Origin of the sequence: Nonomuraea sp. NPDC048901 (assembly GCF_040649695.1) — a bacterium.
In the GTDB taxonomy this organism is placed as follows: Bacteria; Actinomycetota; Actinomycetes; order Streptosporangiales; family Streptosporangiaceae; genus Nonomuraea.
Genome location: NZ_JBEZFW010000016.1, coordinates 281105 through 306631 on the forward strand (window position 1 = coordinate 281105; position 25527 = coordinate 306631).

Annotated in this window: 27 protein-coding genes; 19 read left to right on the forward strand and 8 right to left on the reverse strand. The window is 68.0% G+C overall.

Annotated features, from left to right (window positions below):
• Positions 1-32 precede the first annotated feature (32 nt).
• From AB0C30_RS42890 to AB0C30_RS42900, 3 genes are all read left to right on the forward strand, one after another.
• On the forward strand, positions 33-839 hold the full coding sequence (locus AB0C30_RS42890) for a phytanoyl-CoA dioxygenase family protein (protein WP_357954939.1): 807 nt from the start codon (positions 33-35) through the stop codon (positions 837-839).
• Complete coding sequence (locus tag AB0C30_RS42895; protein WP_225302771.1) at positions 836-1096, forward strand: hypothetical protein; 261 nt, start codon at positions 836-838, stop codon at positions 1094-1096. Before AB0C30_RS42890 ends, AB0C30_RS42895 begins: the two co-directional genes overlap by 4 nt.
• 230 nt (positions 1097-1326) lie before the next feature.
• Positions 1327-2118 (forward strand): phosphatase PAP2 family protein, encoded by a 792-nt coding sequence (locus AB0C30_RS42900; protein WP_357954941.1) that lies wholly within the window; start codon positions 1327-1329, stop codon positions 2116-2118.
• Between the two features lie 70 nt (positions 2119-2188).
• Here AB0C30_RS42900 and AB0C30_RS42905 read toward each other — a convergent pair whose 3' ends face one another.
• Positions 2189-2944 carry a TetR/AcrR family transcriptional regulator gene (locus AB0C30_RS42905; RefSeq protein ID WP_357954943.1) on the reverse strand — a complete coding sequence of 252 codons (756 nt, stop codon included), beginning with the start codon at positions 2942-2944 and terminating at the stop codon, positions 2189-2191.
• 73 nt (positions 2945-3017) lie between these two features.
• Between AB0C30_RS42905 and AB0C30_RS42910 the strand changes: the two genes are divergently transcribed.
• The 11 genes from AB0C30_RS42910 to AB0C30_RS42960 all read left to right on the forward strand — a co-directional run bounded on the left by AB0C30_RS42910 (position 3018) and on the right by AB0C30_RS42960 (position 15447).
• Positions 3018-4463 (forward strand): DHA2 family efflux MFS transporter permease subunit, encoded by a 1446-nt coding sequence (locus AB0C30_RS42910; protein WP_357954945.1) that lies wholly within the window; start codon positions 3018-3020, stop codon positions 4461-4463.
• Between the two features lie 229 nt (positions 4464-4692).
• Entirely contained in the window at positions 4693-6372 is a 1680-nt protein-coding gene (locus tag AB0C30_RS42915; RefSeq protein WP_357954947.1) for an aromatic amino acid ammonia-lyase, read from the forward strand.
• Between the two features lie 377 nt (positions 6373-6749).
• Entirely contained in the window at positions 6750-7028 is a 279-nt protein-coding gene (locus tag AB0C30_RS42920; RefSeq protein WP_357954949.1) for a hypothetical protein, read from the forward strand.
• A gap of 51 nt (positions 7029-7079) precedes the next feature.
• The gene (locus AB0C30_RS42925; protein ID WP_357954951.1) at positions 7080-8480 is read left to right on the forward strand and encodes a DHA2 family efflux MFS transporter permease subunit; all 1401 of its coding nucleotides are present in this window, start codon (positions 7080-7082) and stop codon (positions 8478-8480) included.
• 116 nt (positions 8481-8596) lie between these two features.
• Positions 8597-9271 carry a hypothetical protein gene (locus tag AB0C30_RS42930; RefSeq protein ID WP_357954953.1) on the forward strand — a complete coding sequence of 225 codons (675 nt, stop codon included), beginning with the start codon at positions 8597-8599 and terminating at the stop codon, positions 9269-9271.
• Between the two features lie 426 nt (positions 9272-9697).
• Positions 9698-9862 (forward strand): hypothetical protein, encoded by a 165-nt coding sequence (locus tag AB0C30_RS42935; protein WP_357954955.1) that lies wholly within the window; start codon positions 9698-9700, stop codon positions 9860-9862.
• 49 nt (positions 9863-9911) lie between these two features.
• On the forward strand, positions 9912-10172 hold the full coding sequence (locus AB0C30_RS42940) for a hypothetical protein (protein WP_357954958.1): 261 nt from the start codon (positions 9912-9914) through the stop codon (positions 10170-10172).
• Positions 10173-10307: 135 nt separating this feature from the next.
• Positions 10308-10628, forward strand: coding sequence for a GYD domain-containing protein (locus AB0C30_RS42945; RefSeq protein ID WP_357655454.1), 321 nt, complete (start codon positions 10308-10310; stop codon positions 10626-10628).
• A 324-nt stretch (positions 10629-10952) separates the two neighbouring features.
• Positions 10953-11516, forward strand: a complete 564-nt coding sequence (locus AB0C30_RS42950; protein WP_357954960.1) for a glycoside hydrolase family 3 N-terminal domain-containing protein — start codon at positions 10953-10955, stop codon at positions 11514-11516.
• 47 nt (positions 11517-11563) lie between these two features.
• Entirely contained in the window at positions 11564-12427 is an 864-nt protein-coding gene (locus AB0C30_RS42955; RefSeq protein ID WP_357954962.1) for a glycoside hydrolase family 3 C-terminal domain-containing protein, read from the forward strand.
• Positions 12424-15447: a glycoside hydrolase family 2 TIM barrel-domain containing protein gene (locus tag AB0C30_RS42960; protein WP_357954964.1), complete on the forward strand. Its 3024-nt coding sequence runs from the start codon at positions 12424-12426 to the stop codon at positions 15445-15447. Before AB0C30_RS42955 ends, AB0C30_RS42960 begins: the two co-directional genes overlap by 4 nt.
• Here AB0C30_RS42960 and AB0C30_RS42965 read toward each other — a convergent pair.
• The 3 genes from AB0C30_RS42965 to AB0C30_RS42975 form a co-directional block, all read right to left on the reverse strand.
• Positions 15436-16413 carry a LacI family DNA-binding transcriptional regulator gene (locus AB0C30_RS42965; protein WP_357954966.1) on the reverse strand — a complete coding sequence of 326 codons (978 nt, stop codon included), beginning with the start codon at positions 16411-16413 and terminating at the stop codon, positions 15436-15438. The genes AB0C30_RS42960 and AB0C30_RS42965 overlap by 12 nt on opposite strands.
• Positions 16414-16480: 67 nt before the next feature.
• Entirely contained in the window at positions 16481-17062 is a 582-nt protein-coding gene (locus tag AB0C30_RS42970) for a family 43 glycosylhydrolase (protein WP_357954968.1), read from the reverse strand.
• A 199-nt stretch (positions 17063-17261) separates the two neighbouring features.
• The gene (locus AB0C30_RS42975; protein ID WP_357954970.1) at positions 17262-17564 is read right to left on the reverse strand and encodes a helix-turn-helix domain-containing protein; all 303 of its coding nucleotides are present in this window, start codon (positions 17562-17564) and stop codon (positions 17262-17264) included.
• 107 nt (positions 17565-17671) lie between these two features.
• Between AB0C30_RS42975 and AB0C30_RS42980 the strand changes: the two genes are divergently transcribed.
• A complete protein-coding gene (locus AB0C30_RS42980) occupies positions 17672-18118 on the forward strand; it encodes a DUF4440 domain-containing protein (protein ID WP_357954972.1) in 447 nt (148 codons plus the stop codon).
• A gap of 174 nt (positions 18119-18292) precedes the next feature.
• Here AB0C30_RS42980 and AB0C30_RS42985 read toward each other — a convergent pair whose 3' ends face one another.
• Complete coding sequence (locus AB0C30_RS42985) at positions 18293-18880, reverse strand: XRE family transcriptional regulator (protein WP_357954974.1); 588 nt, start codon at positions 18878-18880, stop codon at positions 18293-18295.
• A gap of 117 nt (positions 18881-18997) precedes the next feature.
• On the opposite strand from AB0C30_RS42985, the gene AB0C30_RS42990 reads away from it, so the two are divergent.
• The 4 genes from AB0C30_RS42990 (at position 18998) to AB0C30_RS43005 (ending at position 21471) form a co-directional block, all read left to right on the forward strand.
• Complete coding sequence (locus tag AB0C30_RS42990; protein WP_357954975.1) at positions 18998-19672, forward strand: class I SAM-dependent methyltransferase; 675 nt, start codon at positions 18998-19000, stop codon at positions 19670-19672.
• A 4-nt stretch (positions 19673-19676) separates the two neighbouring features.
• The gene (locus AB0C30_RS42995; RefSeq protein WP_357954978.1) at positions 19677-20171 is read left to right on the forward strand and encodes a DinB family protein; all 495 of its coding nucleotides are present in this window, start codon (positions 19677-19679) and stop codon (positions 20169-20171) included.
• Positions 20172-20265: 94 nt separating this feature from the next.
• Complete coding sequence (locus AB0C30_RS43000) at positions 20266-20799, forward strand: RICIN domain-containing protein (protein ID WP_357954980.1); 534 nt, start codon at positions 20266-20268, stop codon at positions 20797-20799.
• Positions 20800-20931: 132 nt separating this feature from the next.
• Positions 20932-21471 (forward strand): 2'-5' RNA ligase family protein, encoded by a 540-nt coding sequence (locus AB0C30_RS43005; protein ID WP_357954982.1) that lies wholly within the window; start codon positions 20932-20934, stop codon positions 21469-21471.
• A gap of 21 nt (positions 21472-21492) precedes the next feature.
• Here the strand turns inward: AB0C30_RS43005 and AB0C30_RS43010 are convergent, their stop codons facing one another.
• The 3 genes from AB0C30_RS43010 to AB0C30_RS43020 all read right to left on the reverse strand — a co-directional run.
• A complete protein-coding gene (locus AB0C30_RS43010) occupies positions 21493-22215 on the reverse strand; it encodes a helix-turn-helix domain-containing protein (protein WP_357954984.1) in 723 nt (240 codons plus the stop codon).
• Between the two features lie 39 nt (positions 22216-22254).
• Positions 22255-23469: an FAD-dependent monooxygenase gene (locus AB0C30_RS43015; RefSeq protein WP_357954987.1), complete on the reverse strand. Its 1215-nt coding sequence runs from the start codon at positions 23467-23469 to the stop codon at positions 22255-22257.
• A 231-nt stretch (positions 23470-23700) separates the two neighbouring features.
• On the reverse strand, positions 23701-25527 hold a 1827-nt coding region (locus AB0C30_RS43020; protein ID WP_357954989.1), incomplete at its 5' end, for a DNA-directed RNA polymerase subunit beta.

Here is a 25527-nt window from a genome sequence, read left to right on the forward strand (position 1 = left end):
ACACGGCGAGTGTCCGATTCTAGCTTTGAGGCATGAGAACCACTTTGCTCACCTCCGCGCAGGTGGCCGGCTTCGTGGCCGCCGGTTACCTGCGGCTCGACGGAGTCGTCCCGGACGAGCTCAACGACCAGGCGATCGACGTACTGGAGGCGGGAATCCCGCGCCTGCCGTACGGGACCCCGATCGACAAGGCATTCCCCGAGGGGACGTTCGCGCGCCGCCTCATCGAGCTGCCCCAGGTCGCCGGGGCCTTGCACTCCCTTGTCGGGCCCGGCCCGACCGTCGATCACCATGCCGTGCACATCCGCGAGCCGTACAACGGACAGGCCCAGCCGCTGCACGCCGACGCCATCATCGACACCCGCGTGGACGCCTTCGACGTGCAGCTCATGTACTACCCCCGCGAGGTCACCGCGGACATGGGCGGCACCCTCGTGGTGCCCGGCAGCCACCTGCGCCGCGTCAACGAGAGCGACACCGGCCGCTACCAGAACCTGCTCGGCCAGACCCGGCTGACCTGCCCCGCCGGGACGGTGATGCTGCTGCACCACGGCATCTGGCACGGCGGCAGGCGCAACGACAGCGCGGTCCGGCGGTACATGTTCAAGATCCGGTTCAACCCCACCGTCCCGCAGGTGCTCCTGTGGGACACCTCCGACCTCGCCGACCCCGCCGTCCTCGACGAGCTGGGCAGGCGTTTCCCCTGGTACGAGCAGGCAACCGGCCGGCTGGAGTACCACAATCGGGCACTCCTGTGGCGCGCCATGACCGCGGATCCCTCGTTCGACATCGACTACTGGATCACGCGTGTGAACAACCGCCCCGGGAGGGTCGCATGAAGCAGCAGGTGCTCGTTCTCTACTTGGCCACCTCCGCCCTCGACGCGCAGGTGGTGGGATGGTCCCGCTACGACGGCACCGGGCGTACCGATCCGACGGCGGGCGACGGGGACGAACCGCCGTACGAGACGGGGGTGGACGCGCTGCGCGACGGCTGGCGGCTGTTCCAGGCGTCGCAGCTGATCCCGCCGTACCCAGGGCACGAATACGACACGTCGTTTCTCAAGCACGAGTTCTTCTTCGAGAAACTGTCATGATGGCCGCTTCCCGGCCGCCAGGGCGACTGAGGCCACGTAGATACGCGGACCTTCGCAGTCGTCGTCAGCGGTCGGGAAGCACCGGTCGCCACCTCCAGCGCCCGCTTGTGCATGTCGATGGGGCGGGCGGTGGAGGTCAAGCCGCAGCTTCCTCGATTGCACCGCCGACACTGTGATCGCCCTCATCCGGCGCGCCTGCTTTGCAGGAACGGTGGGTTAGGGTGACCCGCGTGAGCCCACGTGAGGTGGCAGTAGGCCGATTATCGAGCCTGGTCGCTCGTGCCCGATCGGCGGCACTTGTCGGGAAGATGGGTGGGCGCCCCGCACCACTCGTCGAAGTGGCCGCGCTGCTGCTCGTGATCCTGCTCTTCGCATGGCTTCATACCGCCGTCGGGAAGGACGTCGCAGCCGCCACCACCAACGCTCTGGCCGTGCAGTCCATAGAGCGGGCCGTTCATCTGGACATCGCGCTGAGGGCGAACCAGTGGCTGACCGAGCATCCGGCCCTCATCCAGCCGGCGGTGTACTACTACCGCCTGTACTACCTCGCGATCATCGGTGTGCTGGTGTGGGTCTTCGTCCGGCATGCCGAGGTCTACGTCAAGGTTCGGCGGACCCTCGTCGCGATGGTCGTTCTGGTGCTGCCCGTTTACTGGGCGCTGCCCATGTCGCCCCCACGGTTCGCCTTACCGGGTGTCGTCGACATCATCGCCGAGTACGACATCCTGGGCGGCCATGCCTCACGAGAGATCGCGAACGGCCAGAATCTGACAGCGATGCCCAGCATGCACGTGGGGTGGTCGTTGTGGTGCGCGTACGCCGTGTGGTGCGCGCTGCGGGCCTCCCATCCGCGATGGGCGTTGCTGCCGTGGATCTTTCCGCTGGGTATGACGGCAGTCGTGCTCGTCACGGGGAACCACTATGTGCTCGACATCGTCGGAAGCGTCGTGTTGCTGCTCGTCTCCATCGCTGTCGTAGCAGCGTGGAGCCACCTTGCCGAGCGCCGTCGTACGCGGCAGTGATGGAAGCTCGGCACTCGCTTGAGCCGGCCGGGACTGGAGTGAACACGTAGCGGTATGAACGACGCCGAGGTCAGCGTCCGGTGAGGCCGTCGAGCATCAGGTTGAGGGTGAACTCGAACCGCTCGTGACCGGTGCCGGCGGTCAGTTCGGCCGCGTGCCGCCTGGTGTTGGGGAATCGGTCCTCGGGGAGGGCGGCGAAGCGGTTCAGCAGTTCGTCGCGGGATAGAACCCACTCGTCGTCGGCGCCTTCCCCGTTGGCTCCGGTGTCGCTCTGCCGTGTGGTGCGCAGGGAGGCTTCCAGACTGTAGGCGTTGACGTACAGGGTCAGGGCGTCGCTGGCCCAGGCTGCGGTCTGCGGCTGCACGCCGCCGGCGAGGATGATCGAAAACATCCCCTCGCCGACGCGCAGGGTTTCCAGGTTCGTCGGTACGACGGCCAGCGCGGCGCGGGAGATGCCGGGATATTTCTGGTATTGGTCGCGCATCTGCGTGCACACACCGATGATCTGTTCCCGCCAGGTGGCCGGGTCGGGCTCGGGGAGGACCAGTGCGGCGCTGAGGCGGCCGATGAGCAGGTCGTCCAGGTCGGTCTTGTTGACCACGTGGAAGTACAGCGACGCGGGCCCGGTCTTGAGAGCGGTGGCCACACGCCGCATGGTCAGCGCTTCGTACCCCTCGGCCGCCACGATGCCCAGCGCCGTGTCGACGATCAGGTCGACGGTGATCGGCTGCTTGCGACGGGCGGGCGCGGCAGTGCGGGCGGCGGTGTCCTGATCGGTGGGCTGCTGATGCCGGGCCGCGCGCCGCTGCTCGGGAGTGGACCTCATGGGCTCACCTTACCAGCGAATAGAACACCTTTCCATTTGAATGGAGCAGTGTTCTATAGTAGAACAGTGTTCCATGAGCATAGATGAACGTACCCCACCCGTGACGACGCTGAGCCTGCGGCACGCGTGGGCCGTCCTGGCCGTCGTCTTCATCGCCGACGTCATGGACCTGATCGACTCCAGCGTCGCCAATCTGGCCGGGCCCTCCATCCGCGCCGACCTCGGCGGCGGCCCGGTCACCCTGCAATGGGTGCTCACCGGCTACACCGCGGCCTTCGCCCTCGGCCTGGTCACCTCCGGGCGGCTGGGCGACCTGCTCGGCCGCCGTCGGTTGTTCCTGATCGGCATGACCGGCTTCACCCTGGCCTCGCTGGCCTGCGGTCTGGCCCCGAGTGTGGCGTTCCTGATCGTCGCCCGCATCCTGCAGGGCCTGTTCGGATCCGTCATGATCCCGCAGGGCCTGGCCCTGGTGAAGGTCGTCTTCCCGCCCGAGCACCTACGCAAGGCCCTGATCCCGTTCGGCCCGATGATGGGCCTGGCCACCGTGGCCGGGCCGATTTTGGCGGGCTGGCTGCTGCATATGGACCTGTTCGGCAGTCAGTGGCGGTCCATCTTCCTGATCAACGTCCCGATCGGCGTCATCGCCGCTGTGCTCGGCTGGCGTGTCCTGCCCCGTCGTGGTGGCGAGGACGCCACCGTCCGCCTCGACCTCACCGGTGTCGCCCTGCTCACCGCCGCCTCGGCCCTGCTCATCATTCCGCTCGTCCAAGGCCGCGAGCTCGGCTGGCCCGCATGGACGTACGCCATGATGATCGCCGCCGCCGTCGCCCTGGCGCTGTTCGTCGTCTCCGAACGCCGCAGCCGGCACCCGCTCATCACGCCCTCGCTGTTCCGCAAGCGCAGCTTCGTCGTCGGCCTGGTGATCACCGGCGGGTTCTTCGCCTCACTGGGCGGCTTCACCCTGGTCATCAACCTGCTGCTCCAGCTTGGCATGCGCTGGACTCCCATCCACGCCGGGCTCACCCTGATCCCCTGGGCCCTCGGCACGGCCATCGCCGTCGGCCTGGCCGGCGCCTTCCTCGCCGAGAAACTCGGCCGGGCAACCCTGCAGATCGGACTCGCCCTCGCCGTTGCCGGACTGCTCGCCCTGTGGTGGACCGTCGCGCACTTCGGCACCGCGATCACCTCATGGAACCTGGCCCCGGCACTGCTGATCACCGGCTTCGGCTCCGGCCTGATCTTCGTCCCGCTGGTCGACTACATCCTCGGCGACGCCACCCCCGAAGAGGCCGGCACTGGCGCGGGCATGCTCAACGCGGTCCAGCAGTTCGCCGGAGCCCTCGGCGTCGCCGCACTCGGCACGGTCTTCTTCGCCCGCGCCGGCCACCCCACCACCAACTCCTACACCGCCGCCGCCGAACTCGTCTTCGCCATCGCGGCCGCCCTCTACTTCCTCACCCTGCTCCTGGTCAGCCTGCTCCCCAAACACGCCCAACAAGCCCAACAAGCCCACGGCTGAGCCACGCAACCCGTCGGCTGGACGCCCCTCACCGTGCGCGAGCGCGAGGTGCTCATCGAGGTCGGGCTGGTCGATTGACCCAGGGCTTGGCTTGTCGAAGAAGTAAGTGCCGGTCATAGGACTGGTCGAGGCTGAGTCAGCCCTGTTGAGCCCTCTCTGGCTCTCCTGCGTCCGGTGGCTATAACGGAGCGGCATTGATCTTCGTCGTGACGCCCCGGGGGACAACGTGATGACCCACGTAGGACGAATGGCCGCCGGTGTGGGCCTGCTCGCCGCCCTGTGCGTGCCGGGGCAGGCGGTCGCCGATCCCGAACCGCCCCCAGCAGGGGCGGCGCCGCCGGTGATGGACCTGGTGCTGGACGGCGATTCGCTCTCTCTGCACGACTCCTTCGCGATCCTCGAAGGCCGTCCCGTCGTCGTGCGGCTCGCGGCGGACGCGTGGGCCCACATGAACGAGACGCGAACCGGAGCGCTGGCCGCCCTGGACGACCAGCGGGTGTACGGGTGGAACCAGGCGCTCGGACCGCTGAAGGACCGTCCGCTGACGGCCGAGCAGGCGGAGCAGTTCCAGCGCAACGTGCTGCGCTCCCACGCCGCGGGCGTCGGGGAGCCGCTGCCCGACAACGTGGTGAAGCTGGCCATGATCCTCAAGGCGAACCAGCTGGCCAGAGGAACGGTCGGCGTGCGCCCCGAGGTGCCCCAGCGGCTGCTGGCCATGGTCAACGCCGGGGTGGTGCCGCGAATGCCGCAAATCGGCTCGCTGGGCACCGGAGACCTGCAGCCGCAGGCGGCGGCGGGACTGGCGGCGATAGGCGAGGACGCGCCGGTGCGCTACCGGGGTGAGGAGGGACCCGCCTCCGAGCTGCTGCCGAAGGCCGGGCTGCCCGGCGACTTCACCTTGCAGGCCGGGGAAGCGCTGCCGATCATCAGCGGCAGCACGGTCCTGGCCGCCACGCTGATGGACGCCGTACACCGGGCCACCGTACTCGCCGACCAGGCAGAGGGCGCCTTCGCCCTGTTCATGGAGGCGACCAGGGCCGAGCAGGGATCGCTGGACGCGCGTACCCACAAAGAACGCCGCATCCCCGAGCAGAACGCGATCGCGGCGCGTCTGCGCGCGATGGTGGCGGGCTCGGGCTGGATGACGGAAGAGGGCCGACGGCGCCTCGATCCGGCGGACTACCACCCGCGGGTCCAGGACGCGGTGTCGGTGCGGGCGGCGCCGCACATCATGGCCGGGCTGCGGCAGGTTCTCGCCGACACGCGCCGGGCCCTGATACGGGAGGCCAACGCTTCAACCTCCAACCCGCTGATCTTCAAGCGCGATCAAGGGCCGGGGTACGAGTTCGTGATGGGCGGCAACTGGGACGGCTCCGTCATGGGGCATCTCGCCGACGCCGTGAACGCGGAGATCACCGACATCGGGGTGCTGTCGCAGGAACTGTCGGGGCGGTTGCTGTCCCCCAGGTGGAGCTACGGCCTGCCGGCCAATCTCGCCGGCGGGACGGTCGGCCTGAACTCCGGAATGGTGCAGGTGCAGACGGTGGCCGCCGCGCTGATCCCGGAGATGCAGGCCAGGGCCACACCCGCGGGCACCCTGTCCCGGCCGGTCAAGGATGGGCAGGAGGACCACAACACGATGGCGATGGCCTCGGTCCGGCACCTGCACGAGAACCTCGACCGGCTGGAAATCGTCCTGGCGGTCCAGTACCTGATGTCCGCTCAGGGAATCGACCTCATCGCGCAGCAGATGTCCGGCCTGCCGCTCGGCGCCGGCACGCGGACCCTGTTTGCGGAGCTCAGGGAGTACATCACGCCCCTGGGCGATGACCGCTATCTCACTCCTGACTTGGAGCGGGCCATCTGGCTGGTGCACAACCAGCACCTGGTGCCGTACGTCGTGGGGTGATGCGAGTGGCGTGCCTGTCCGTCTCGCGGCGCGGGTGGCCAGGATGCGTCCGCGACCATAGGCAGCAGAGCTTGACGATCTGGTCGATGTCGCTCGGCCACCGCGCGATCACCTCACCCGTGTGCAGCGGCGTCGGCTCGCGATCCGGCCGCATCCGGTAGAAGCGATGGGAAGATTTTAAAAGGGTTATTCCGCTACTGGACAAATCCCGCTCGCTATGGCCATGCGCCGATGAGCATGGAGACATCTATCTCATTGTGCGGAGCGCCATTTTATGGCCTCCCCATCGCTAGCCCCTCTGACCTGGGACGCGACATCTCGGAAGCGGTTTTTTCGGCTTTTCGAGCGCCTGTGGCAGGCCATTAGGGTGCACATTCATGGAATCGACTTTTCAATCGGCCGAAGAACTCGCGGCCGCCATGCGTGCCGGTGAAGTGACCTCGGCGGAACTGACCGACGAGGCGATCGCCCGCATCGAGCGGGACGACAAGGTGATCAACGCGATCTGTGCGCAAGTGTCCGTTGCGGGCGATCACTTCCAGCGGGCCGTAGCTGCCAGGGGTGCAGGTCGGTGCGCCAGAACCGCTGGTCGCCCAGGTCGGCGAAGCAGGCGCGAACCAGCGGCCGAGCATGGAGAAGATCCCGCACACCATTGACCGCGTTCAACAGCGTGAGACCAGTCATTAACTGCTTTAGGAGGGATTTGCGTGAAAGCGTTGCTCACCCTGACCTGCGCAGGTCAGTTCATGGTGCTGCTCGACAACACGATCGTCGGCGCCGCCTTGCCCGACATGCAGCAGCGGCTCCACACCGGGCTGACCGGCCTGCAGTGGATCGTCGACGCCTACGTGCTGCTGGTGGCCATGCTGCTGCTGTCGGGCGGCGTCTTCGCCGACCGGTTCGGCCGCAGGCGGGTGTTCCTGGCCGGGGTGGTGGTGTTCACGGCCGCGTCGGTGGTGTGTTCGCTCGCGCCTTCGATCGGCTGGCTGATCGCCGGGCGGGTGCTGCAGGGCGTTGGGGCCGCGGCGCTGAGCCCCGCCTCGCTGGCGTTGCTCGCCGCCGCGTATCCCGCTCCGAGGGAGCGCGTCAGAGCGATCGGGTTGTGGGCCGGGTTCAGCGGCATCGGCCTGGCCGCCGGGCCGCTGGCGGGCGGGATCCTGGTGGAGGCCTTCGGCTGGCCCGCCATCTTCCTGGTCAACGTGCCCATCGGGGCGGTCCTGCTGCTGGCCGGGCTGCGCGTGCTGGGGGAGTCCCGCAACCCGAGCGCGCCGCCGATCGACATCCCCGGCACGGTCCTGTCCGTCGCGGGCGTGGGCGCTGTGACCTACGGCCTGATCGAGGGCGGTTCCCGTGGCTGGACCTCGCCGGTGATCCTTGGCGGCTTCGCCGCCGGGCTGGTGCTCCTGGCCGCGTTCGTCGTGGTCGAGGGCCGTGTGTCAACGCCGATGCTGCCGCTGCGGCTGTTCCGTCAGCGGCTGTTCACGGTGTCCAACACGGCGATGGTCGTAGTCGGGTTCGCGCTGATGGGGTCGTCGTTCTTCTTCTCCCAGTTCTTCGTCTACGTCCAGGGCACTTCGATCCTGGTCGCCGGGCTGCGGACCCTGCCCGTCTCGCTGGCCATGGTGATCGTCAGCCCGTATGCGGGCCGGTTCGCGGCCAGGTACGGCTTCCGCGTCGTCGTCGCCGTCGGCCTGGCGCTGGCCGGGCTGGGGCTGCTGGCGCTGGGCTTCGTTCACGCCGATACCGGCTACGGGAACGTGTGGTGGCGGCTGGCGGTCGTCGGCATCGGGTTCGCTCTCACCATGTCGCCGCTGACCGGGGCCGCCATCCAGGCGGTCAGCCCGCAGGAGGGCGGCCTCGCCTCGGGCGTCAGCAGCACCACCCGGCAGATCGGCGCGGTGCTCGGCGTGGCGGTGCTCGGGGCGATCGTCCACACCCGGGAGTCCGGCGGCGCCTCCTTCGAATCCGGCCTCAACAGTGCCTTCCTCGTGGCGGGTGCCGTGACGCTGGCCTGCGCCGTGTTCACCGGCCTGTGGCTGACCGCGGCCCGGACGCCGCGGGCTATCCCGGGCGGCGCCCCCATGCCGAGATCAGCGGCGCGAGGGTGAGGTCGAGCTCGTCGGACGGCGGTATGTACGAACCGTCCCTCTCCTTCAGTCTTCACCGGCAAGGGACGCGAGAACAAGACTGTTTCTAGTTGCTCCATCTTGTGAGACTGACGGGCATGACCAACCTGAACGAATATGACTTTGCTGATCTCGTCCGTCGGCTCGCGCATGTCCGCTGGATCGCCGGAGGTGCCGGCGCGGGCAAGAGCACCCTCAGCCAGGTCTTGGCCGAACGCTATGACGTGGTCGTTTATGACGGCGATCTGGCCGAACGTCACTACATCCATCGGTGTTCCCCGCAGCGACATCCGTACATGTGCGCGCTGCTGCAAACACCCCGGGAACAGAGATGGACGGGCCGCACGCCGGAAGAGATCTTCCAGAGCATGCCCAGTCTGCACGGCGAGACAATCGGACTCGTCATCGAAGACCTGCTCACCCTGCCAACCGACCGACCCGTTCTGGTTGACGATTTCCGTACCTTGCCCGAACACGTCGCACCATTGCTGAAGTGGCGCGAGCAAGCTGTATTTCTGCGGCCAACGCCCGAATTCCGGCGTCACGCATTGGGCGCCCGATTCGCTGACCCAGCCCGAGCGCGAGCCAACTGGGGAAACTGCGACCACGCCGAGGCGATGGTGAATCGGCTGGGCCGCGACGAGCTCTGGGACGACGAGGTGCGACGTCAGGCTCTCAAGCAGGATTTGCCGGTGCTGGATGTCGACGGCTCTCGAGGCATCGCTGAGTTGGCCGACGATCTGGCCGCGAGGTTTCTCCTGGCCCGGAACTGACTGTGCACGTTCGGCTGGTCTTCTGGGAGACACCTGAACGGACGATAGGGCAGACCTGAACGGTCGCCGACGGCGCGGTTGGTCCCGCGTCCCGTGGCGCCCGCGATCGGCGTCATCCGTAAGATCACCGAGGCCCAGGAGGAACACCTCTCGGCGGCCGCCGTTGGCATGACCTACGGCGACATGCCTCCTGGCGGAATGCCTCCCGGTGGCGTGGCGCCTGGTGCTCCGGGCGGTGGCTACCCGGGGTACTGACGGTCGTGCCGAAGGCCGGTCGGTTGGTCTCCAAACAGGCGGCGCTCAGCTCCGGGTGCGAGGGCCTGTCCGCTTGTGGCCACTCGGCCATTCTGGGGTGGACGGGCGGGGATGTGGCACTGATGCTGGTGCACAGTACCGTCATGATCATCGGCCGACTGGGAGAGCCGTATGAAGACCCGTACCTGGACTCGCCGTGCCGCCGCTTTGACCGTCGGCCTGGCCGCCGTGCTGGCGCTGGGCATCACTCCCGCGCATGCGGATACCGTGATCCGCAAGCCGCAACAGCCATCACCGCAAGCGGCCATGGTGCTGTCCACCCAGGGCACACATTGAGTACGAGGTACTCAGGCCATGCTGGCCCCACCTCGGCACGCTGGGTCACATGAAGTCACACATCCTTCGCACGGCAGCCGTCATCACTCCCCTCCTCGCCCTCGGCGCGACCACCGCCACCCCGGCATCCGCCGCGCCGTCGTCCACGGCCGTCTGGGCCGCGTCGAACGTCCAGCTAGTGAACTGGCAGACCGGCAAATGCCTGACCATCGCCGGCGGCGTCAGCACCGAGAACAACATCGTCGCCCTCCAGTACACCTGCGACACCCACCCCTCTCGCTTCTGGGAAATCCGCGACTACTACGGCTGAGCCCCCACGAAGACTGCGGCAGGGGAAAACCAGTACAGCGGGAGGGATTACCGTCGCCCTAAGCCGAGAATTTCGACCTCGTGACCGCAATGGCCGCCCAGCGCAGGGTGGCGGCACGAGAAGAGGGACTCGACCATGCCTAAGTACATGATCCAGGCGACCTACACCGCGGATGGCCTCAAAGGAGTGTTGCGAGATGGCGGCACCGGACGCCGGCAAGCGGTGGAGCGCATGGCGGAAAGCGTCGGCGGGCGGGTCGAGCAGATGTATTTCGCGTTCGGCGAGACAGACACGTATGTGATCGTCGAGCTGCCGAGCAACGCGGCTTCGGCCGCTGTGGGGCTCACGATATCGGCGACCGGGGCGGTACGAACGAAGACGGCTGTCCTGCTGACGCCAGAAGAGATCGACGATGCCGCGCGGATGGAGGTGGCATACCGGGCTCCTGGCGCCTGACAGATCTCTCCAGGCCTGGGGAGCGGGCATCAGTAGGACGGTCCTAGAGGCCCGTCACCAGCGGAAACGTGGTGACGGGCTTATCGCGTTGCAGGCGCTTTGTTGCTGACTCGTTACAGAGCCATGTCTTGCCGTCTCCACGATGCTTGCTGTTAGCGTGGTTACGCGCGTTGGTTACGCGAGTAATCAGATCTGCTGAGCCTTCCGTGAGCGTCGCAAGCGGATGTTCCAGGGGTCATCTGCTGGAAGGACCGGTACGTGTGCGACCGGGACTTCGACTGACCCGCCCTGCGGCATGCCGCTCGTACGACGGATGGACGTTCCATGAACGAAAAGATCAATATCCAGGACCTCTCCCTGGAAGAGAAGGCCGCACTGCTCTCCGGCCGCAACGCGTGGGAGACAGCGAGCATCGAGCGCCTGCGGATCGCGTCGGTGGTGCTGACCGACGGCCCGCACGGCGTACGGAATCTCGCCGCGGATGTTCGGCAGGCCGGATTCGGCGTGGCTGAGCCCGCGACGTGCTTTCCCACGGCGGCGGCGCTCGGCTCTTCCTGGGACGCCGACCTGCTCACCCGGGTGGGCGAGGCGCTCGGGGCCGAGAGCCGGGCCGCGGGAGTCGCGGTCCTGCTGGGGCCGGGCGTCAACATCAAGAGATCGCCTCTGTGCGGACGCAACTTCGAATACCTGTCGGAGGATCCCCTGGTCACCGGCCGGCTCGGGGCGGCGCTGGTGAGCGGTGTCCAGAGCAAGGGCGTGGGCGCCTCGGTCAAGCACTTCGCGGCGAACAACCAAGAGACCGACCGGATGCGGGTCAGCGCGGAGGCCGACGAACGTACGCTGCGGGAGATCCCAGGTGGGCCGCTGCTGAGTCGGCCGTTCTCCTGAAGAATGACGGCTCGATACTCCCGCTGGACGCTTCTGGGAGCATCGTGGTGATCGGTGAGCTCGCGCGTACGCCGAGGTTTCAGGGCGCGGGATGTCCCCAGGTCAATCCCGTCAGGGTCGACAACGCCCTGGAGGCTCTGGAGCTGCTGTTCGAGCCCGGCTACCTGCTGTCCGGCAAGCCGGATGCCACTCTGCTTGACGCGGCGGTGGCGGCGGCCGCGGCGGCAGAGGTCGTCGTGGTGTTCCTGGGCCTGCCGGAGGGGGAGGAGTCCGAGGGGCTCGATCGTCGGCACCTCGATCTGCCCGCCGTCCAGCTCGACCTGCTCAAGGCCATCGCCGAGGCCAACCAGAACGTGGTGGTGGTCCTGGCCAACGGTGGCGTGGTCGAGGTCGCGTCCTGGCAGCATCACGCCAAGGCCGTCCTGGAGGGCTGGCTGGCCGGTCAGGCCGGTGGCGGCGCGCTCGCCGACCTGCTGTTCGGCCGCGCCAATCCCTGTGGCCGGCTGGCGGAGACGGTCCCGCTGCGTCTGCAGGACACCCCCGCCTACCTCGACTACCCAGGGTCTAACTACGGCGAGCGCTTGTACGTCGGCTACCGCTACTACGACGCCAAGGACATGCCGGTCGCCTATCCGTTCGGGCACGGCCTGTCGTACACCACCTTCGCCTACTCCGACCTGCGCACTGAGGTGGACGGCGACACCGTGCGCGTACGGCTCACCCTGACCAACACCGGCCCGGTCACGGGGCATCGCGCCCCTCATCGCGCCGATCTTCCTGGCGATCGGCGCCACCGGCGGGGAGAAGAACTACGCCCTGCTGTACTTCATCGCGGCCGCGTTCACCGTGGCCGGTGGCCTGGTCGTCCTGCTGCGCGTCAAGTCCGTTCGCTAATCAAGGAGTACGCGTGATCCGCACGTCCTTCAACGACAACTGGCAGGTACGGCCGAAGACCAACCCCTTCGCCGAACTGTCCGGTCAAACGGTGCCGTATCGGGAGGTGACGCTGCCGCACGATGCCATGATCGAGCAGGTGCGGGTGCCCTCTGAGGAGGGCGGTGCGGGCGGGTATTTCCCGGGTGGGGAGTACGAGTACCGCAAGACGTTCTTCGTGCCCGAGGAACATCGGGGCAAGCGGGTGGTCATCGAGTTCGAGGGTGTCTACCGCGATGCGGTCGTGTTCATCAACGGCGATTACGCCGGGCAGCGGCCCTACGGTTACTCGCTCTTCCGTATTGATGCCGATCGGTTCCTGCGGTTCGGGCAGGACAACGAGATCCGTGTCGAGGCCCGTGCTCACCAGGATTCGCGTTGGTACAGCGGTGCCGGGATCTATCGGGACACCTGGCTGCTGGTCGGCGAGGTGGTCCGGATCGCACCCGACGGCGTCCGCGTGGCCACGCCGGACATCGATGCTGAGCGGGCGGTGGTCGAGGTCGCCACGACCGTGGTCAACGACTCCATCGAGATTCGCACGGCTGATCTTCTTATCGAACTGCGTGACGTCGCCGGGGCCGTGGTGGCGACCGGCGCCGGCAAGATCACGGTGCTGCCTGGCGAGTCTGCGATAGCCCGGCAGCGGCTCTACGTGCGGGATCCCGCCCTGTGGAGCGTCGCCGAGCCTGCCCTGTACACGTGCGACGTGACGCTGGTCGGTCTCGACTCCGAGCGGGTCACGTTCGGCATCCGGTCGCTGCGCCTCGATCCCGTGCACGGCCTGCGTCTCAACGGTGAGAGCGTCAAGCTGCGCGGCGCCTGCGTGCACCACGACAACGGTGTGCTGGGCGCGGCCACTCACGCCCGCGCCGAGGAACGCCGCGTACAGATCTTGAAAGAGGCCGGGTTCAACGCGATCCGCATGTCCCACCACCCGATGAGCAAGGCCATGCTGGACGCCTGCGATCGGCTCGGCATGCTGGTCGTGGACGAGGCGTTCGACGTGTGGACCTCGGCCAAGAGCCCGTACGACTACAGCCTGAGCTTCCCCGAGTGGTGGGCACGCGACATCGAGGCGATGGTCGCCAAGGACTACAACCATCCCAGCGTGATCATGTACTCGATCGGCAACGAGATCCCCGAGACCGGCACCCCCTCCGGCGCCGCCTGGGGCCGCAAGCTCGCCGAGAAGGTCCGCGCCCCGGACGGCACCCGTTACGTCACCAACGCGATCAACAACATGCTGGCCGTGATGTCCGAACTGGCCTCCCTGAGAGAGCAGGCGGCGGGCATCAACACCCTGATGGCCGACGCCGGGGACATGATGAACGCCGTCGCCGTCTCCGACGTGGTCACCGAGCGCACCGCCGAGTCCTACAGCGTGCTCGACGTCGCCGGCATGAACTACTCCGACAGCCGCTACGCCCTCGACCGCGAGAGGTTCCCGGACCGGATCATTCTGGGCACCGAGACCTTCCCCACCCGCATCGACCGCAACTGGGCCCTGGTCCAGCAGTACAGCACGGTGATCGGCGACTTCACCTGGACCGGCTGGGACTACCTGGGCGAGGTCGGCATCGGCCGCCCCCAGTACGGCTCGACGCCCACGCACGTGGCGCCGTACCCGTACCTGCTGGCCGGCTGCGGCGACATCGACATCACCGGCCACCGCCGCCCCGCCTCCTACTACCGCGAGATCGTCTTCGGCCTGCGCACCCGGCCCTACCTGGCGGTGTGGCGGCCCGAACACCACGGCCAGACCTTCATCGGCAGCCCCTGGGCCTGGAGCGACACCCTGCCCAGCTGGACCTGGCCCGGCCACGAGGGCGCACCCGTCACGGTCGAGGTCTACGCCGATGCTGATGAGGTGGAAGTCCTCCTCAACGGCCGCTCCCTGGGACGCCGCCGCATCGGGCTCCTCCTCAGACCCGAGGCAGGCACACCGGGAGAGACCGACCCCGCCGTACTCACCGACCCGCGTCAGCGCCTCGACCTGTGGACCGGCACCCTCACCAGCGTCTTCACCTACGCCGGACACCAGGTCCGCGTCACGACCGTCGCCGACCCGCACCACGCCCCTGTCCATCCTCGACACCGCCCGGGAGACCGCCCGCCGCCAGCACTACGAGGGGGTCCGCTGGCCCAAGCACGTCGGCCCGGACGGCCGCGAGAGCCCGTCCGACATCGGCTCCCTGCTCATCTGGCAGCAGCCACACCTCCTCTACCTCCTCGAACTGCTCCACCGCACCCGCGAAGAGGACCTGCTGACCCGCTTCGCCGGCCTGGTCGAGGAGACGGCGGCTTTCATGGCCTCGTTCGTCGAGGAACGCGACGGCGTCTACCACCTGCCCGCCCCCGTCATGCCGGCCCAGGAGTTCTACGACGCGAAGACCACCGAGGACCCCACTTTCGAGCTCGCCTACTGGTGGTGGGGCCTGGAGATCGCCCAGCGCTGGCGCGAACGGCGCGGCCTCAAGCGACACCAGCACTGGCAGTACATCCAGGACAACCTGGCCCGGCCCCACCAGCGCGACGGCATCTACTCCGCCATCGCCACCGGGCCCTACCTGCGCCGCGACGACCACCCCTCGATGTTGTGCGCCCTCGGCGTCGTCCCCGAGACCCCGCTCATCGACCCCGCCGTCATGGAGGCCACCCTCCTCGACGTCCGCGATCACTGGGACTGGAACAGCGCCTGGGGCTGGGACTTTCCCGTCATGGCCATGACCGCCACCCGCCTCGGCCGCCCCGACCTGGCCGTGGACGCCCTCCTCACCGACACCGCCAAGAACACCTACCTGGCCACCGGACACAGCCCGCAGATCGGCAGCATCCTGCCCCTCTACCTACCGGCCAACGGGGCTCTCCTCACCGCTGTCTCTCTCATGGTCGCCGGGTGGGAGAGCGCGGACAGCGACGAGTGTCCGGGCTTCCCCAGCGACGGGAGCTGGGCCGTCCAGCACGAGGGCTTCCAAGCATGGCCCTAGGTGGATGAGCGTTGGACGACGTGCGGATGGGTCGAGGCATCGATGTGGCTGGGGGCCTGGCCCGCGCCGGCGAGGCTGGTGACGATCGTCGCGGCGCGGTGTCGTGCCACGTCGTGCAGGTCCCAGCAGACGGTGGTGAGCGGCGGGGCCGCCAGGCGTGCCGTGGGAATGTCGTCGGCTCCGACGACGGCCATGTCGGTGGGGATGGCGAGGCCGTGGTCGTGCAGGCCCGCGAGCACGGCGAGCGCGGTCTCGTCGTTGAAGGCGCAGACGCCGGTCACCGCCTGTTCGCGCCAGCCGGTGATGGCCTGCGCCGCGCTGGCGATCTCCAGGTGTACGGTCAGCGCCACGGGCGGTTCGAGCCCGGCCTGCGCGCACGCGTCGGTGGCGCCTTGCCGGCGTTCGTCGGCCATCTGCCGGAAGGCGGGGTGGCCGGGCAGGGCATAGCCGAGGCGTCGATGGCCCCGGCTGATGAGGTGCTCGGCCTGCAGGCGGCCCAGGTGCCGCATGGGCGAGGCGTCCTCGGGTTCGGAGGGGAGTACGAGATCGGCGCCGGCACGGTGCAGAGCCTGGACGGTGTCCTGGTCGAAGGAGGAGAAGCCGACGACCACGGAGGCGTCGACGGCCGCGCACACATCGGGCAGTGACCGGCCGTGTGCCGCGGCGAGGTGGGTGACCAGCGTCAGGCCGTAGGCCGCCAGCGCGGTGGCCAGCTCTTCGACGAAGCGGCTGATGCCCGCCCCGATGGGCAGGTCGGGGATGGCCAGGAGCACGACGTCGCTGCGGCCGGCCGCCAGGGAACGGGCGGAGGCGTGCGGACGGTAATCCAGCTCGCGGGCGGCCTCCAGGACTCGGCGCCGGGTCTCCTCGGTGATGCGCATCCCGGGCTTGTCGTTGAGCACGAAGCTCACGGTGGCACGGGAGACACCGGCGGCCCGGGCGACGTCCGAACTGGTGATCCGCTTGACGGGCATGCGGTCCTCTCATCGATCGCATTCCTTGGCAGGACTCATCGTAGGACCTGCCGGTTAACGCGAGTAATCAGCCGGAGACGCGTTCGGCGAGGGCGATGGTGGATTCGTGCTCGACAAGCAGGTGGATGATCGCCCGTTCGTCGGGAGTGGTGTTCGGCTGGTGCAGGGTGAGCGCGAGCCTCCCGTCGCGGAGCCGTACGATCATGCCGTGGCCGCCGTCCGCGGACCACAGCGCCTGCTCCTCCTGCGTCCAGGGCCCGGTGACCTGCCCGGACGACGAGTGGGCGATGCCCATCGCGTACCCCTGCTCGCCGAAGCTGGACCACAGCATGAGCAGATGCCCGCTGGTGAGGCGGAAGAGGAACGGGCCGTCGGTGACGTACGTCGCGGAGTGGTCGAGAGGCTTGGCCCACGGGGCTTCGGAGGCATTGAAGAGGAAGACAGGTGTGCCGGCCGATCGGCGCAGGTCGCTGGCGAGGCGCTGAGCCCAGATCGCCCCGTCACGAATCTGGGTCCACTCCTGGCAGTAGACGAGCCAGGGGTCGCCCGCGTCGTCGACGAAGAAGGTGCCGTCGAGGCACTGCCACTCCCGCGGAGTGATCGCGCCGTCGCTCCAGGGCGCGAAGGGGCCCTCGGGCGTGTCCGCCACGAGCGCCTGGGTCCCGCGGGGCCGGACCAGATGTTCTTGTCCGTACTGCCGTAGAGCCAGTAGATCGATGTCGAGCGGTCGTTGAGGATGAACGGGTCGCGGATCTGGATCTCGTCGAGGGTCAGGTCACTCAGTGTCGTACGCCCGGTGAGCTCAACGTTGTCAGACATCAGTCGTTTCTTTCTCCCGCCTGCCGGGTTCACCTTCGTTCGGTCGAAGAGAGCTGGTGCTCCGCGCCCCAATCCCATAGGGCTTGCAGAACGGGGCCGAGGCGGCGCCCGTCTGCGGTGAGTGTGTAGGAGACCCGGGGCGGCCAGCCAGGCTGACGGTGGCGAGCGAGCACACCGGCTTCCGTCAGGTGCGCCAGCCGATCGGACAGGACCTTGTCCGACAGCGCGGGCAGGGCATGGCGGAGTTCGGTGAAGGTGCGATCGCCTTGCAGGAATTCGCGAATCACCAGGGTTGTCCAGCGGCCGTGCAGGGCCGCCAGGGTGATCTCCACCGGGCAGGAGGGGGTGGGTTCGGTGACGTTGGCGCGAGGGTCGTCGGGCAAGCCTGGCCGGACTGGGTAGCCAACCGTTTGGTGAGTCACGAGGGCGCCTCCTAGCGTTGCCGCGTCTGGCTGATTTGTACCTGATGGAAGGACATGCAGCGATGATGCGGCAGCTTGCTGAACGCCCCGAAGACGTGCCTACGGTGTTCGCCGAGCGGTTCAACACCGGCGATGCGGAGGCGGTGGCGGAAGTCTATGGGGGCGGGGCGGTGTTCGTCCCGGAGCCGGGCTCGCCGCTGACCGGGCAGGAGGCCCATGCCGCCAATGAGCGATTCTTGAGTCTCGGGCTGCCGATCACCGTACGGCCGCGACATGTCTACACCGCCGACGACATCGCCTTGCTGATCGTCGACTGGGTCATCGACGGGACGGATCGTGACGGCCGTCCCGTACACATCGAGGGCACCGCCACCGATGTCGCCCGACGCGGACAAGATGGGCGCTGGCGATACGCCATCGACAACCCCTTCGGCGTGAAACCGGGAATCGGCGGCCAACCGTGATCTGTGAGCCGGGGGAAGCGGCAGTGCTGTCGTTTCCCCCGGCTCAGGGGTCATCGGCGCAGCCGAGCCGTTGGATGAGTCTTCCAGCGCCATGATCTCCCTTGATCTCTGGAGGTCGGTCAGCGCGCGCAGGCAGGCCGCCGCAGCCCGGTCGACGCGCAAAGCACAACTGGTTCATCCCTGCGAAGGCCTGGCCGGTGCCAGATGGGCGCGTTCACCCTGCGCGCTGAACAGGGTGAGCACCTCCGCGGGCCGGCCGTCGGCGCTGCCGATCCAGTGCGGTACGTGGGTGTCGAACTCCGCGGCCTCGCCGACGCCGAGCCGGAACTCCTGCTCGCCGAGCACGAGCCTGACGTGTCCGTTGAGGACGTAGAACCACTCGTATCCCTCGTGGGTCCGCAGGTTCATCGTGGGCGCTCGGCCGGCGGGTGGATAGATCACCTTGTACGCCTGTATGCCACCGGCCCGCCTGGTCAGTGGCACCATCACCAGCCCGGATCGCCGCACGGGTCGCAGGTGGATGCGCGGGTCGCCGGTGGGCGGCGCCGCGACGAGATCATCGAGCGGGACGCCGTGCGCCCGGGCCAGCGGCAGTAGCTGCTCCAGCGTGGGTCGGAGCTTGCCGTTCTCGAGGCGGGACAGGGTGCTCGCGGTGAGGCCGGTTTCGTCGGCCAGCGCCGCCAGCGTGGTGCTCCGCGCTTTGCGCAGGGCGCGTAGACGCGGCCCGACTCCGGCCAACACGTCTTCTGCGGGGTTGTCCATGCCTCCCGATAATGCGGATCCGCAACTTTCCTTGCAAGCGGGAAGCGACGGTGGCGATGCTGTCGTACATCACCGGCGCCGAAAGTGCCTATCGCGACCGACGAAGGGGCAACTCACATGGATTCCAACCGACGCCGACGACCCGCCACGGGCGACCAGGGGGCGACGGACGAGGACGCCGAGCTGTTCTGGGAGCGGCACTACCGCACCCGGCGTGCCTGGGACGCACGCGTCAACCCACTGCTCGCCGAGACCGCCGCACCACTGCGCCCCGGCGCCGCCCTCGATCTGGGCTGCGGCGCCGGCGGCGACGCCATCTGGCTCGCCCAGCAGGGCTGGCACGTCACCGCCGTGGACATCTCCACCACCGCCGTCGAGCGGGTACGGGAACGCGCCCGCGATCTCGGCATCCGGCACCGGGTCGCCGCCGAACAGCACGATCTGGCCAGAAGCTTCCCGGCCGGCCAGTTCGATCTCATCTCCGCCCAGTACTTCCAGACCCCGTTCCCGCTGCTCCGCAGCCAAGTCCTGCGCACCGCGGCACAGGCCCTGCGCCCCGGTGGTCTGCTGCTGATCGTCGACCACGGCTCCACCGCGCCCTGGTCATGGAACCAGGACCCCGACATTCACTACCCCACACCCACCGAGGTCGCGGCCGAACTCGATCTCGACCCCGCGCACTGGTCGGTCCTGCGCGCCGACATGCCCCGCCGCCAAGCCACCGGACCCGCAGGTGAGACCGCGACCGTCATCGACAACATCCTGCTCGTCCAACGAACCACAGTGGAGTGACTCGATGCAGCGATCCAGAACAGGGATGAAGGACACCACACCGCCGCGGACCGGCGCCGACGAGAAGGCCACCCTGCGGGGCTTCCTCGACTATCTGCGGAACGCGGTCGCGGACAAGGTCGCGGGCGTGCCGGAACCGCAGGTCCGTACGGCCGGAGTGCCCTCGGGCACCAACCTTCTGGGGCTGGTCAAGCATCTGGCGTTCGTCGAACGGTTCTACTTCCTCGGTGAGGATGCCGGCGACTGGCCCGCGACCATGCGGCCGTCCGCGGAGGACACCGTCGACGGCGTACTCGCCGACTACCGGAAGACCGTCGAGCGAGCGAACCAGGTCATCAACGCCTGCCCAGACCTGGCCCTTCCCGCCCCGCGACCCTCGCGCCCAGGGCCGGCGCCATCGATGCGATGGGTCCTGGCACACATGATCGAGGAGACCGGCCGGCACGCCGGCCACGCCGACATCCTCCGCGAACAGATCGACGGATCGACCGGCCGCTGACCAGCCAGCCACCCCCTAAAACTGGGGATGCCCCTCCCGCCATTGGTCAGGCGACAGTCGTGACAGAAAACTTCCCTGGCTTTCGGAGGAAATCGTGCGTCGTTCACTGCTCGCCATCCCCGCCGCGCTGGCCCTGACGTTCGGGCTGGCGACCGCCGCCCACGCCGACCAGTACCCGTCGACCTACATTCGCAGTAATGCCAGTAGCAGCGCGAAATGCATTGGCCTGGCCAACGGCGGAAGCGTCGAAAACGGCACGCTGCTCGTGCTGTGGGACTGTCATTATCATGTCGACCAGTATTGGCATGGCAACGCCGACGCTTCGATCCGCAGCCGCGCCGGCACCAACAAGTGCGTCGGTTTGGCCAACGGCGGAAGCGTCGACAACGGCACGCCGCTCGTGCTGTGGGACTGCCACGGGCACCCCGACCAGCAGTGGAAGTTCGCCAATGTCAGCGGCAACGTCTACGCCATCCGCAGCCTCGCCGCCCCTGACAAGTGCGTCGGTTTGGCCAACAGAGGAAGCACCACCAACGGCACCTGGTTGGTGCTCTGGGACTGCCACGGTAACCCCGACCAGCAGTGGCAGCTCCCGAACAGGCCATCGACCTATGGATTCACGAGCTGACAGGTCTCAAGCACCGCTCTAGGCCAAGGTCGGGAGCGTTTCGTACGCGGCTGGCACGGCGCACGCCGCTGAGGCGGGCGGTGGGAGGAATATGGGTGGCGAACCTGCCGAGTAGTTCGAGATCATCCGGCCATGTCGGATGACGCTTCAGGACAGTACCGAGTAGGCGAGACGGCTCTGCTGGCCGCGGTGCGGGAAGCAGAGCCGCTGGTCGGGCCCTGGCGGCGGCGTCTCGATTCCTCCGCGAGTGCGGGGATTCCCGCGCATGTGACGGTGCTTTTCCCCTTCCTCGACATCGATCGCATCGGGCCCGCGGTCATGGACGATTTGACCGCGCTGATCGGCGAGCACAGCCCGTTCGCCGTCCGCTTCGACGAGTGCCGACGTTTCCCTGACGTGCTCTACCTCGCGCCGACGCCCGAGCAGCCGTTTCGTGCCCTGACCGAGGCCGTCGCGGCACGGTGGCCGGAAGCGCCACCGTACGGCGGACAGTTCGCGGACGTCATCCCGCACCTGACGGTCGCCCACGGCCAGCAGGCCCAGGTGTTCCACGAGGTGGAAGCCGCGATCACCCCACGATTGCCGGTCACTGCCCACATGTCGTCGGTCGGTCTGTTCGTCAGCGACGGCAGCCGCTGGCACCAACACGCCGAGTTCCCGTTGCTCGGATGATCTAGTAGTGCCGCGGAGCGGTCATTCTCCGGTGACCTGGCTGCGCTCGATGAGCTCCAGCATCGCCTGCTGGATCTGGCGAAGGACGATGAGGGTCTCCTCGGCGGCCGCGGCGATGGCTGAGTCGCTGGGGGCGACGGTGGGTTCGAGCAGTTGTGCCACGGTGTCGGCGAGAACCTGGTCAGGGTCGTTGACGCCGAGGGGGGCGGTGGCTGGGTCGGACATGGCGGCGCCGAACCCGGTCAGCACGGCGTGCACGGCGTAGGTCAGGTCGGGCAGGGGACGGTCGTCGCGGATCAGTCCGTGGCGGTGATGGATCGGCATACCCGTCTCGCACAGGGCGCTGGGTGTGGTGCGGGCGAACAGCTCGCGGTCGCCGGCCTGCTGGGTGAGCAGCCGCAGCAGGTCGGCGTCGCCGCTTTGCACGCGGCGTGCCAGGGGAAGGTGTTGCCCGGTGCGGATCAGCAGTGGGGCCAGGCGGCGCGGCAGCACGGTGGCGGGGTCGGCGGCGATGCGGGTGATGATCTCATCCAGGAAGGTGAGCAGTTCGCGGGCGAACAATCCGAGGATCAGGTCTTCCTTGGCGGGCCAGTACAGGTAGACGGTGCCCTTGCCGACCCCGGCCGTCCGGGCGATCTCGCTGACGGTGACCTTCCGTACGCCGTGGTCGAGCACCAGCTCGCGTGCGCTGTCCAGGATGCGGGCGGCTTTGCGCGAGTGGCGCTCGATCAGCTGGCTGGTCACCTGGGCTGTCCTTTACTTTCCTGGTCTCTGGAGTCGGGGTCACACGGCGGCGACGTCGAGCTGTTTGTTGTTCATGGCCGCGCCGTTCATTGTCTTGCCCATGACCTGCCCGATGACCGGCGCGCGCATGAGGCGGAGCATCAGGGTGCGCATGATCTGTTCCTTGCGGTCGTGGGGCGTGAAGAGCCTACGCGTGGTCAGCGCGGTGTTCTGCTCGGTGTGGATGAACGGCCGCAGTTGAGCCTCCCATGCCCGTAGCGCGCCGGGCATGTCTGCCGGGTGGCGCTGCAGCATGGTGCCGAGCAGCTCGCCGCCGGCGATGCCGCTGGAGGCGCCCATGCCCGCGTACAGGGTCACGCACCAGGCGGCGTCGCCGACCAGGACGACCCGGCCGCGGTGCCAGCGCGGCATCTTGACTTGGTTCACCGAGTCGAACAGATGGTTCGGGGCCTGCTCGAACGCCGTGAGCAACTTTTCCAGCACGGGTCCGGGGGGTTGCGGGCCGAAGGCGGCGCGGATGGACTCGATCGGCGGGCGCGTGAACTCGGCGTCGATGTTGTCGGTGCGGTAGGAGAACAACAGGCCCGGAGCGTGGTCGGAGAAGGGGAAGATCCATGCCGAGCGTCCGGGCTCGGCCAGGGTCAAGCCCTGGTCCTGGTCGATGCCCTCGATCGGCTTGTCCAGAACGGTGGCGCCGATCATGTAGTTCAGCGGATGCAGGTAGTCCTGGGGGCCGAAGGCGAGCTCGCGCACGGTCGAGCGCATCCCGTCGGCGCCCACCACCAGGTCGAAGCGCTCGGTGACTGTGGTGTCGGAGGCGGTGTCGTGCAGGGTGACCTCGACTGCGGAGTCGTCCTGGGTGATTCGGGTGGGCACGGTCGAGTAGCGGATCTCCACATCGTCCGGCAGCGCGGAGAACAGGGCCCGCTCGATGTCGCCGCGCAGCACCACCCGGGGTTTGCCGGGCAGACCGGCCGGGCTCACGCCGGGGCTGCGGCGGCGCCCGGACCGGTTCACCTCGTACGGAGCGGGCTGCGGGGTGCGGTCGCCGATCGCCTCCAGCACGCCCAGCCGCCGCGCCGAGGCGGCCCCGGCGCCGAACAGCATGATGAAGTAGCCGCCCGATCGGCGCGCGGCGGCCCGCTCCACCAGCACCGGCTCCCAGCCCACCTGCCGCAGCCGCAGCGCGGTGGCGATGCCCGCGATCCCCAGCCCGACCACCAGCGCCCGCCCATGCCTGACCGTGCCCGCCATGACGGCTCCCTTCCTGTCGCGTCCTTCATCACTCTAGACGACAAACTGACCAAAATGGTTCTGATGGTCAGTGGAAGGCAGCCCGAACGGCCTGGCCGGGTCCGGCTCGTTCAGGTAGCGGATGTCGATCGGCGGGATGTCGCAATACGCTTCTGGGCGCCCAAGGCCGCAATACGCTTCTGGGCGCCCAAAGCTACAAGGCGCCCAGAAGCCGTAAGGAGCCGTAAGGCGTCAGATCTCCTCGACGCTGCTCGGCTCACGCCGGGACAGATCGATGCCGAGCTCTTCCGCGGCGCGGAAGACGTCCTCGTCGGTGTCGCGCATCTCGATGGACATGCCGTCGCTGGAGAGCACCTCGACGTTCAGGCACAGCGACTGCATTTCCTTGATGAGGACCTTGAAGGACTCGGGAATTCCCGGCTCGGGGATGTTCTCGCCCTTGACGATCGCCTCGTAGACCTTCACGCGGCCCAGGACGTCGTCGGACTTGATCGTCAGCAGCTCCTGAAGGGCGTAGGCGGCGCCATAGGCCTCCAGAGCCCACACCTCCATCTCACCGAAGCGCTGGCCACCGAACTGGGCCTTACCGCCGAGCGGCTGCTGGGTGATCATGGAGTACGGGCCGGTCGAACGTGCGTGGATCTTGTCGTCGACCAGGTGGAGCAGCTTGAGGATGTACATGTAGCCGACGCCGATGGGATAGGGGAACGGCTCCCCACTACGCCCGTCGAACAGCTGGGCCTTCCCACTGCGCTGCACCATGCGGTCCCCGTCACGGTTGGGGATCGTGCTGTTGAGGAGGCCGACGATCTCTTCTTCGTGGGCGCCGTCGAAGACCGGGGTGGCCATGTTGGTGCGCGGGGCGACCTTCTCGAAGCCCTTGTCACGCAGTCGTTCGGCCCAGGCCTCCTGGACACCGGAAATGTCCCAGCCGCGGGCGGCGATCCAGCCCAGGTGGGTCTCCAGCACCTGGCCGACGTTCATCCGGCCGGGCACGCCCAGCGGGTTGAGGATGATGTCGACCGGGGTGCCGTCCTCCAGGAACGGCATGTCCTCCACCGGCAGGATCTTGGAGATGACGCCCTTGTTGCCGTGCCGGCCGGCCAGCTTGTCGCCATCGTTGATCTTCCGCTTCTGGGCCACATAGACACGGACCAGCTCGTTGACACCGGGCGGAAGCTCATCGCCCTCCTCACGGGAGAACACCCGCACCCCGATGACCTTGCCCTGCTCGCCGTGCGGCACCTTCAGCGAGGTGTCCCGCACCTCGCGGGCCTTCTCACCGAAGATCGCGCGCAGCAGCCGCTCCTCCGGGGTCAGCTCGGTCTCGCCCTTCGGCGTGACCTTGCCGACCAGGATGTCACCGTTCACTACTTCGGCGCCGATGCGGATGATGCCGCGCTCGTCGAGGTCGGCCAGGACCTCCTCGGAGACGTTCGGGATGTCCCGGGTGATCTCCTCCGGGCCCAGCTTGGTGTCGCGGGCGTCGACCTCGTGCTCCTCGATGTGAATCGAGGACAGGACGTCGTCCTGGACCAGCCGCTGGGACAGGATGATCGCGTCTTCGTAGTTGTGACCCTCCCACGGCATGAACGCCACCAGCAGGTTCTTACCCAGAGCCATCTCACCGCTGTCGGTGCACGGGCCGTCGGCGATGACCTGGTTGACCTCGACCCGGTCGCCCTCGGCCACGATCGGCTTCTGGTTGAACGACGTGCCCTGGTTGGAACGCTTGAACTTGGCGACCCGATAGGTGGTGCTCGTACCGTCGTCGTTGGAGACCGTGATGTAGTCGGCGGAGACCTCCTGCACCACGCCGGCCTTCTCGGCGCTGACCATGTCGCCCGTGTCGGTCGCGGCCCGGTATTCCATCCCCGTACCGACCAGGGGCGCTTCACTCCTGAGCAGTGGTACCGACTGACGCATCATGTTGGAGCCCATGAGCGCGCGGTTGGCGTCGTCATGCTCCAGGAACGGGATCATCGCCGTGGCGACCGACACCATCTGGCGCGGCGACACGTCGATGTAGTCGACCTCGTCGGCCCGCGCCAGCTCGGT

Bases quoted from the DNA above. Each gene is read 5' to 3' on its own strand.
- AB0C30_RS42940 (WP_357954958.1), top strand. From the start codon at position 9,912: ATGAAGTCACACATCCTTCGCACGGCAGCCGTCATCACTCCCCTCCTC.
- AB0C30_RS42935 (WP_357954955.1), top strand. From the start codon at position 9,698: ATGAAGACCCGTACCTGGACTCGCCGTGCCGCCGCTTTGACCGTCGGC.
- AB0C30_RS42905 (WP_357954943.1), bottom strand. From the start codon at position 2,944: ATGAGGTCCACTCCCGAGCAGCGGCGCGCGGCCCGGCATCAGCAGCCC.
- AB0C30_RS42930 (WP_357954953.1), top strand. From the start codon at position 8,597: ATGACCAACCTGAACGAATATGACTTTGCTGATCTCGTCCGTCGGCTC.
- AB0C30_RS42920 (WP_357954949.1), top strand. From the start codon at position 6,750: ATGGAATCGACTTTTCAATCGGCCGAAGAACTCGCGGCCGCCATGCGT.
- AB0C30_RS42890 (WP_357954939.1), top strand. From the start codon at position 33: ATGAGAACCACTTTGCTCACCTCCGCGCAGGTGGCCGGCTTCGTGGCC.
- AB0C30_RS42995 (WP_357954978.1), top strand. From the start codon at position 19,677: ATGCAGCGATCCAGAACAGGGATGAAGGACACCACACCGCCGCGGACC.
- AB0C30_RS42915 (WP_357954947.1), top strand. From the start codon at position 4,693: ATGACCCACGTAGGACGAATGGCCGCCGGTGTGGGCCTGCTCGCCGCC.
- AB0C30_RS43015 (WP_357954987.1), bottom strand. From the start codon at position 23,469: ATGGCGGGCACGGTCAGGCATGGGCGGGCGCTGGTGGTCGGGCTGGGG.
- AB0C30_RS42895 (WP_225302771.1), top strand. From the start codon at position 836: ATGAAGCAGCAGGTGCTCGTTCTCTACTTGGCCACCTCCGCCCTCGAC.
- AB0C30_RS42985 (WP_357954974.1), bottom strand. From the start codon at position 18,880: ATGGACAACCCCGCAGAAGACGTGTTGGCCGGAGTCGGGCCGCGTCTA.
- AB0C30_RS42950 (WP_357954960.1), top strand. From the start codon at position 10,953: ATGAACGAAAAGATCAATATCCAGGACCTCTCCCTGGAAGAGAAGGCC.
- AB0C30_RS42910 (WP_357954945.1), top strand. From the start codon at position 3,018: ATGAGCATAGATGAACGTACCCCACCCGTGACGACGCTGAGCCTGCGG.
- AB0C30_RS43005 (WP_357954982.1), top strand. From the start codon at position 20,932: ATGTCGGATGACGCTTCAGGACAGTACCGAGTAGGCGAGACGGCTCTG.
- AB0C30_RS42990 (WP_357954975.1), top strand. From the start codon at position 18,998: ATGGATTCCAACCGACGCCGACGACCCGCCACGGGCGACCAGGGGGCG.
- AB0C30_RS42965 (WP_357954966.1), bottom strand. From the start codon at position 16,413: ATGCCCGTCAAGCGGATCACCAGTTCGGACGTCGCCCGGGCCGCCGGT.
- AB0C30_RS42945 (WP_357655454.1), top strand. From the start codon at position 10,308: ATGCCTAAGTACATGATCCAGGCGACCTACACCGCGGATGGCCTCAAA.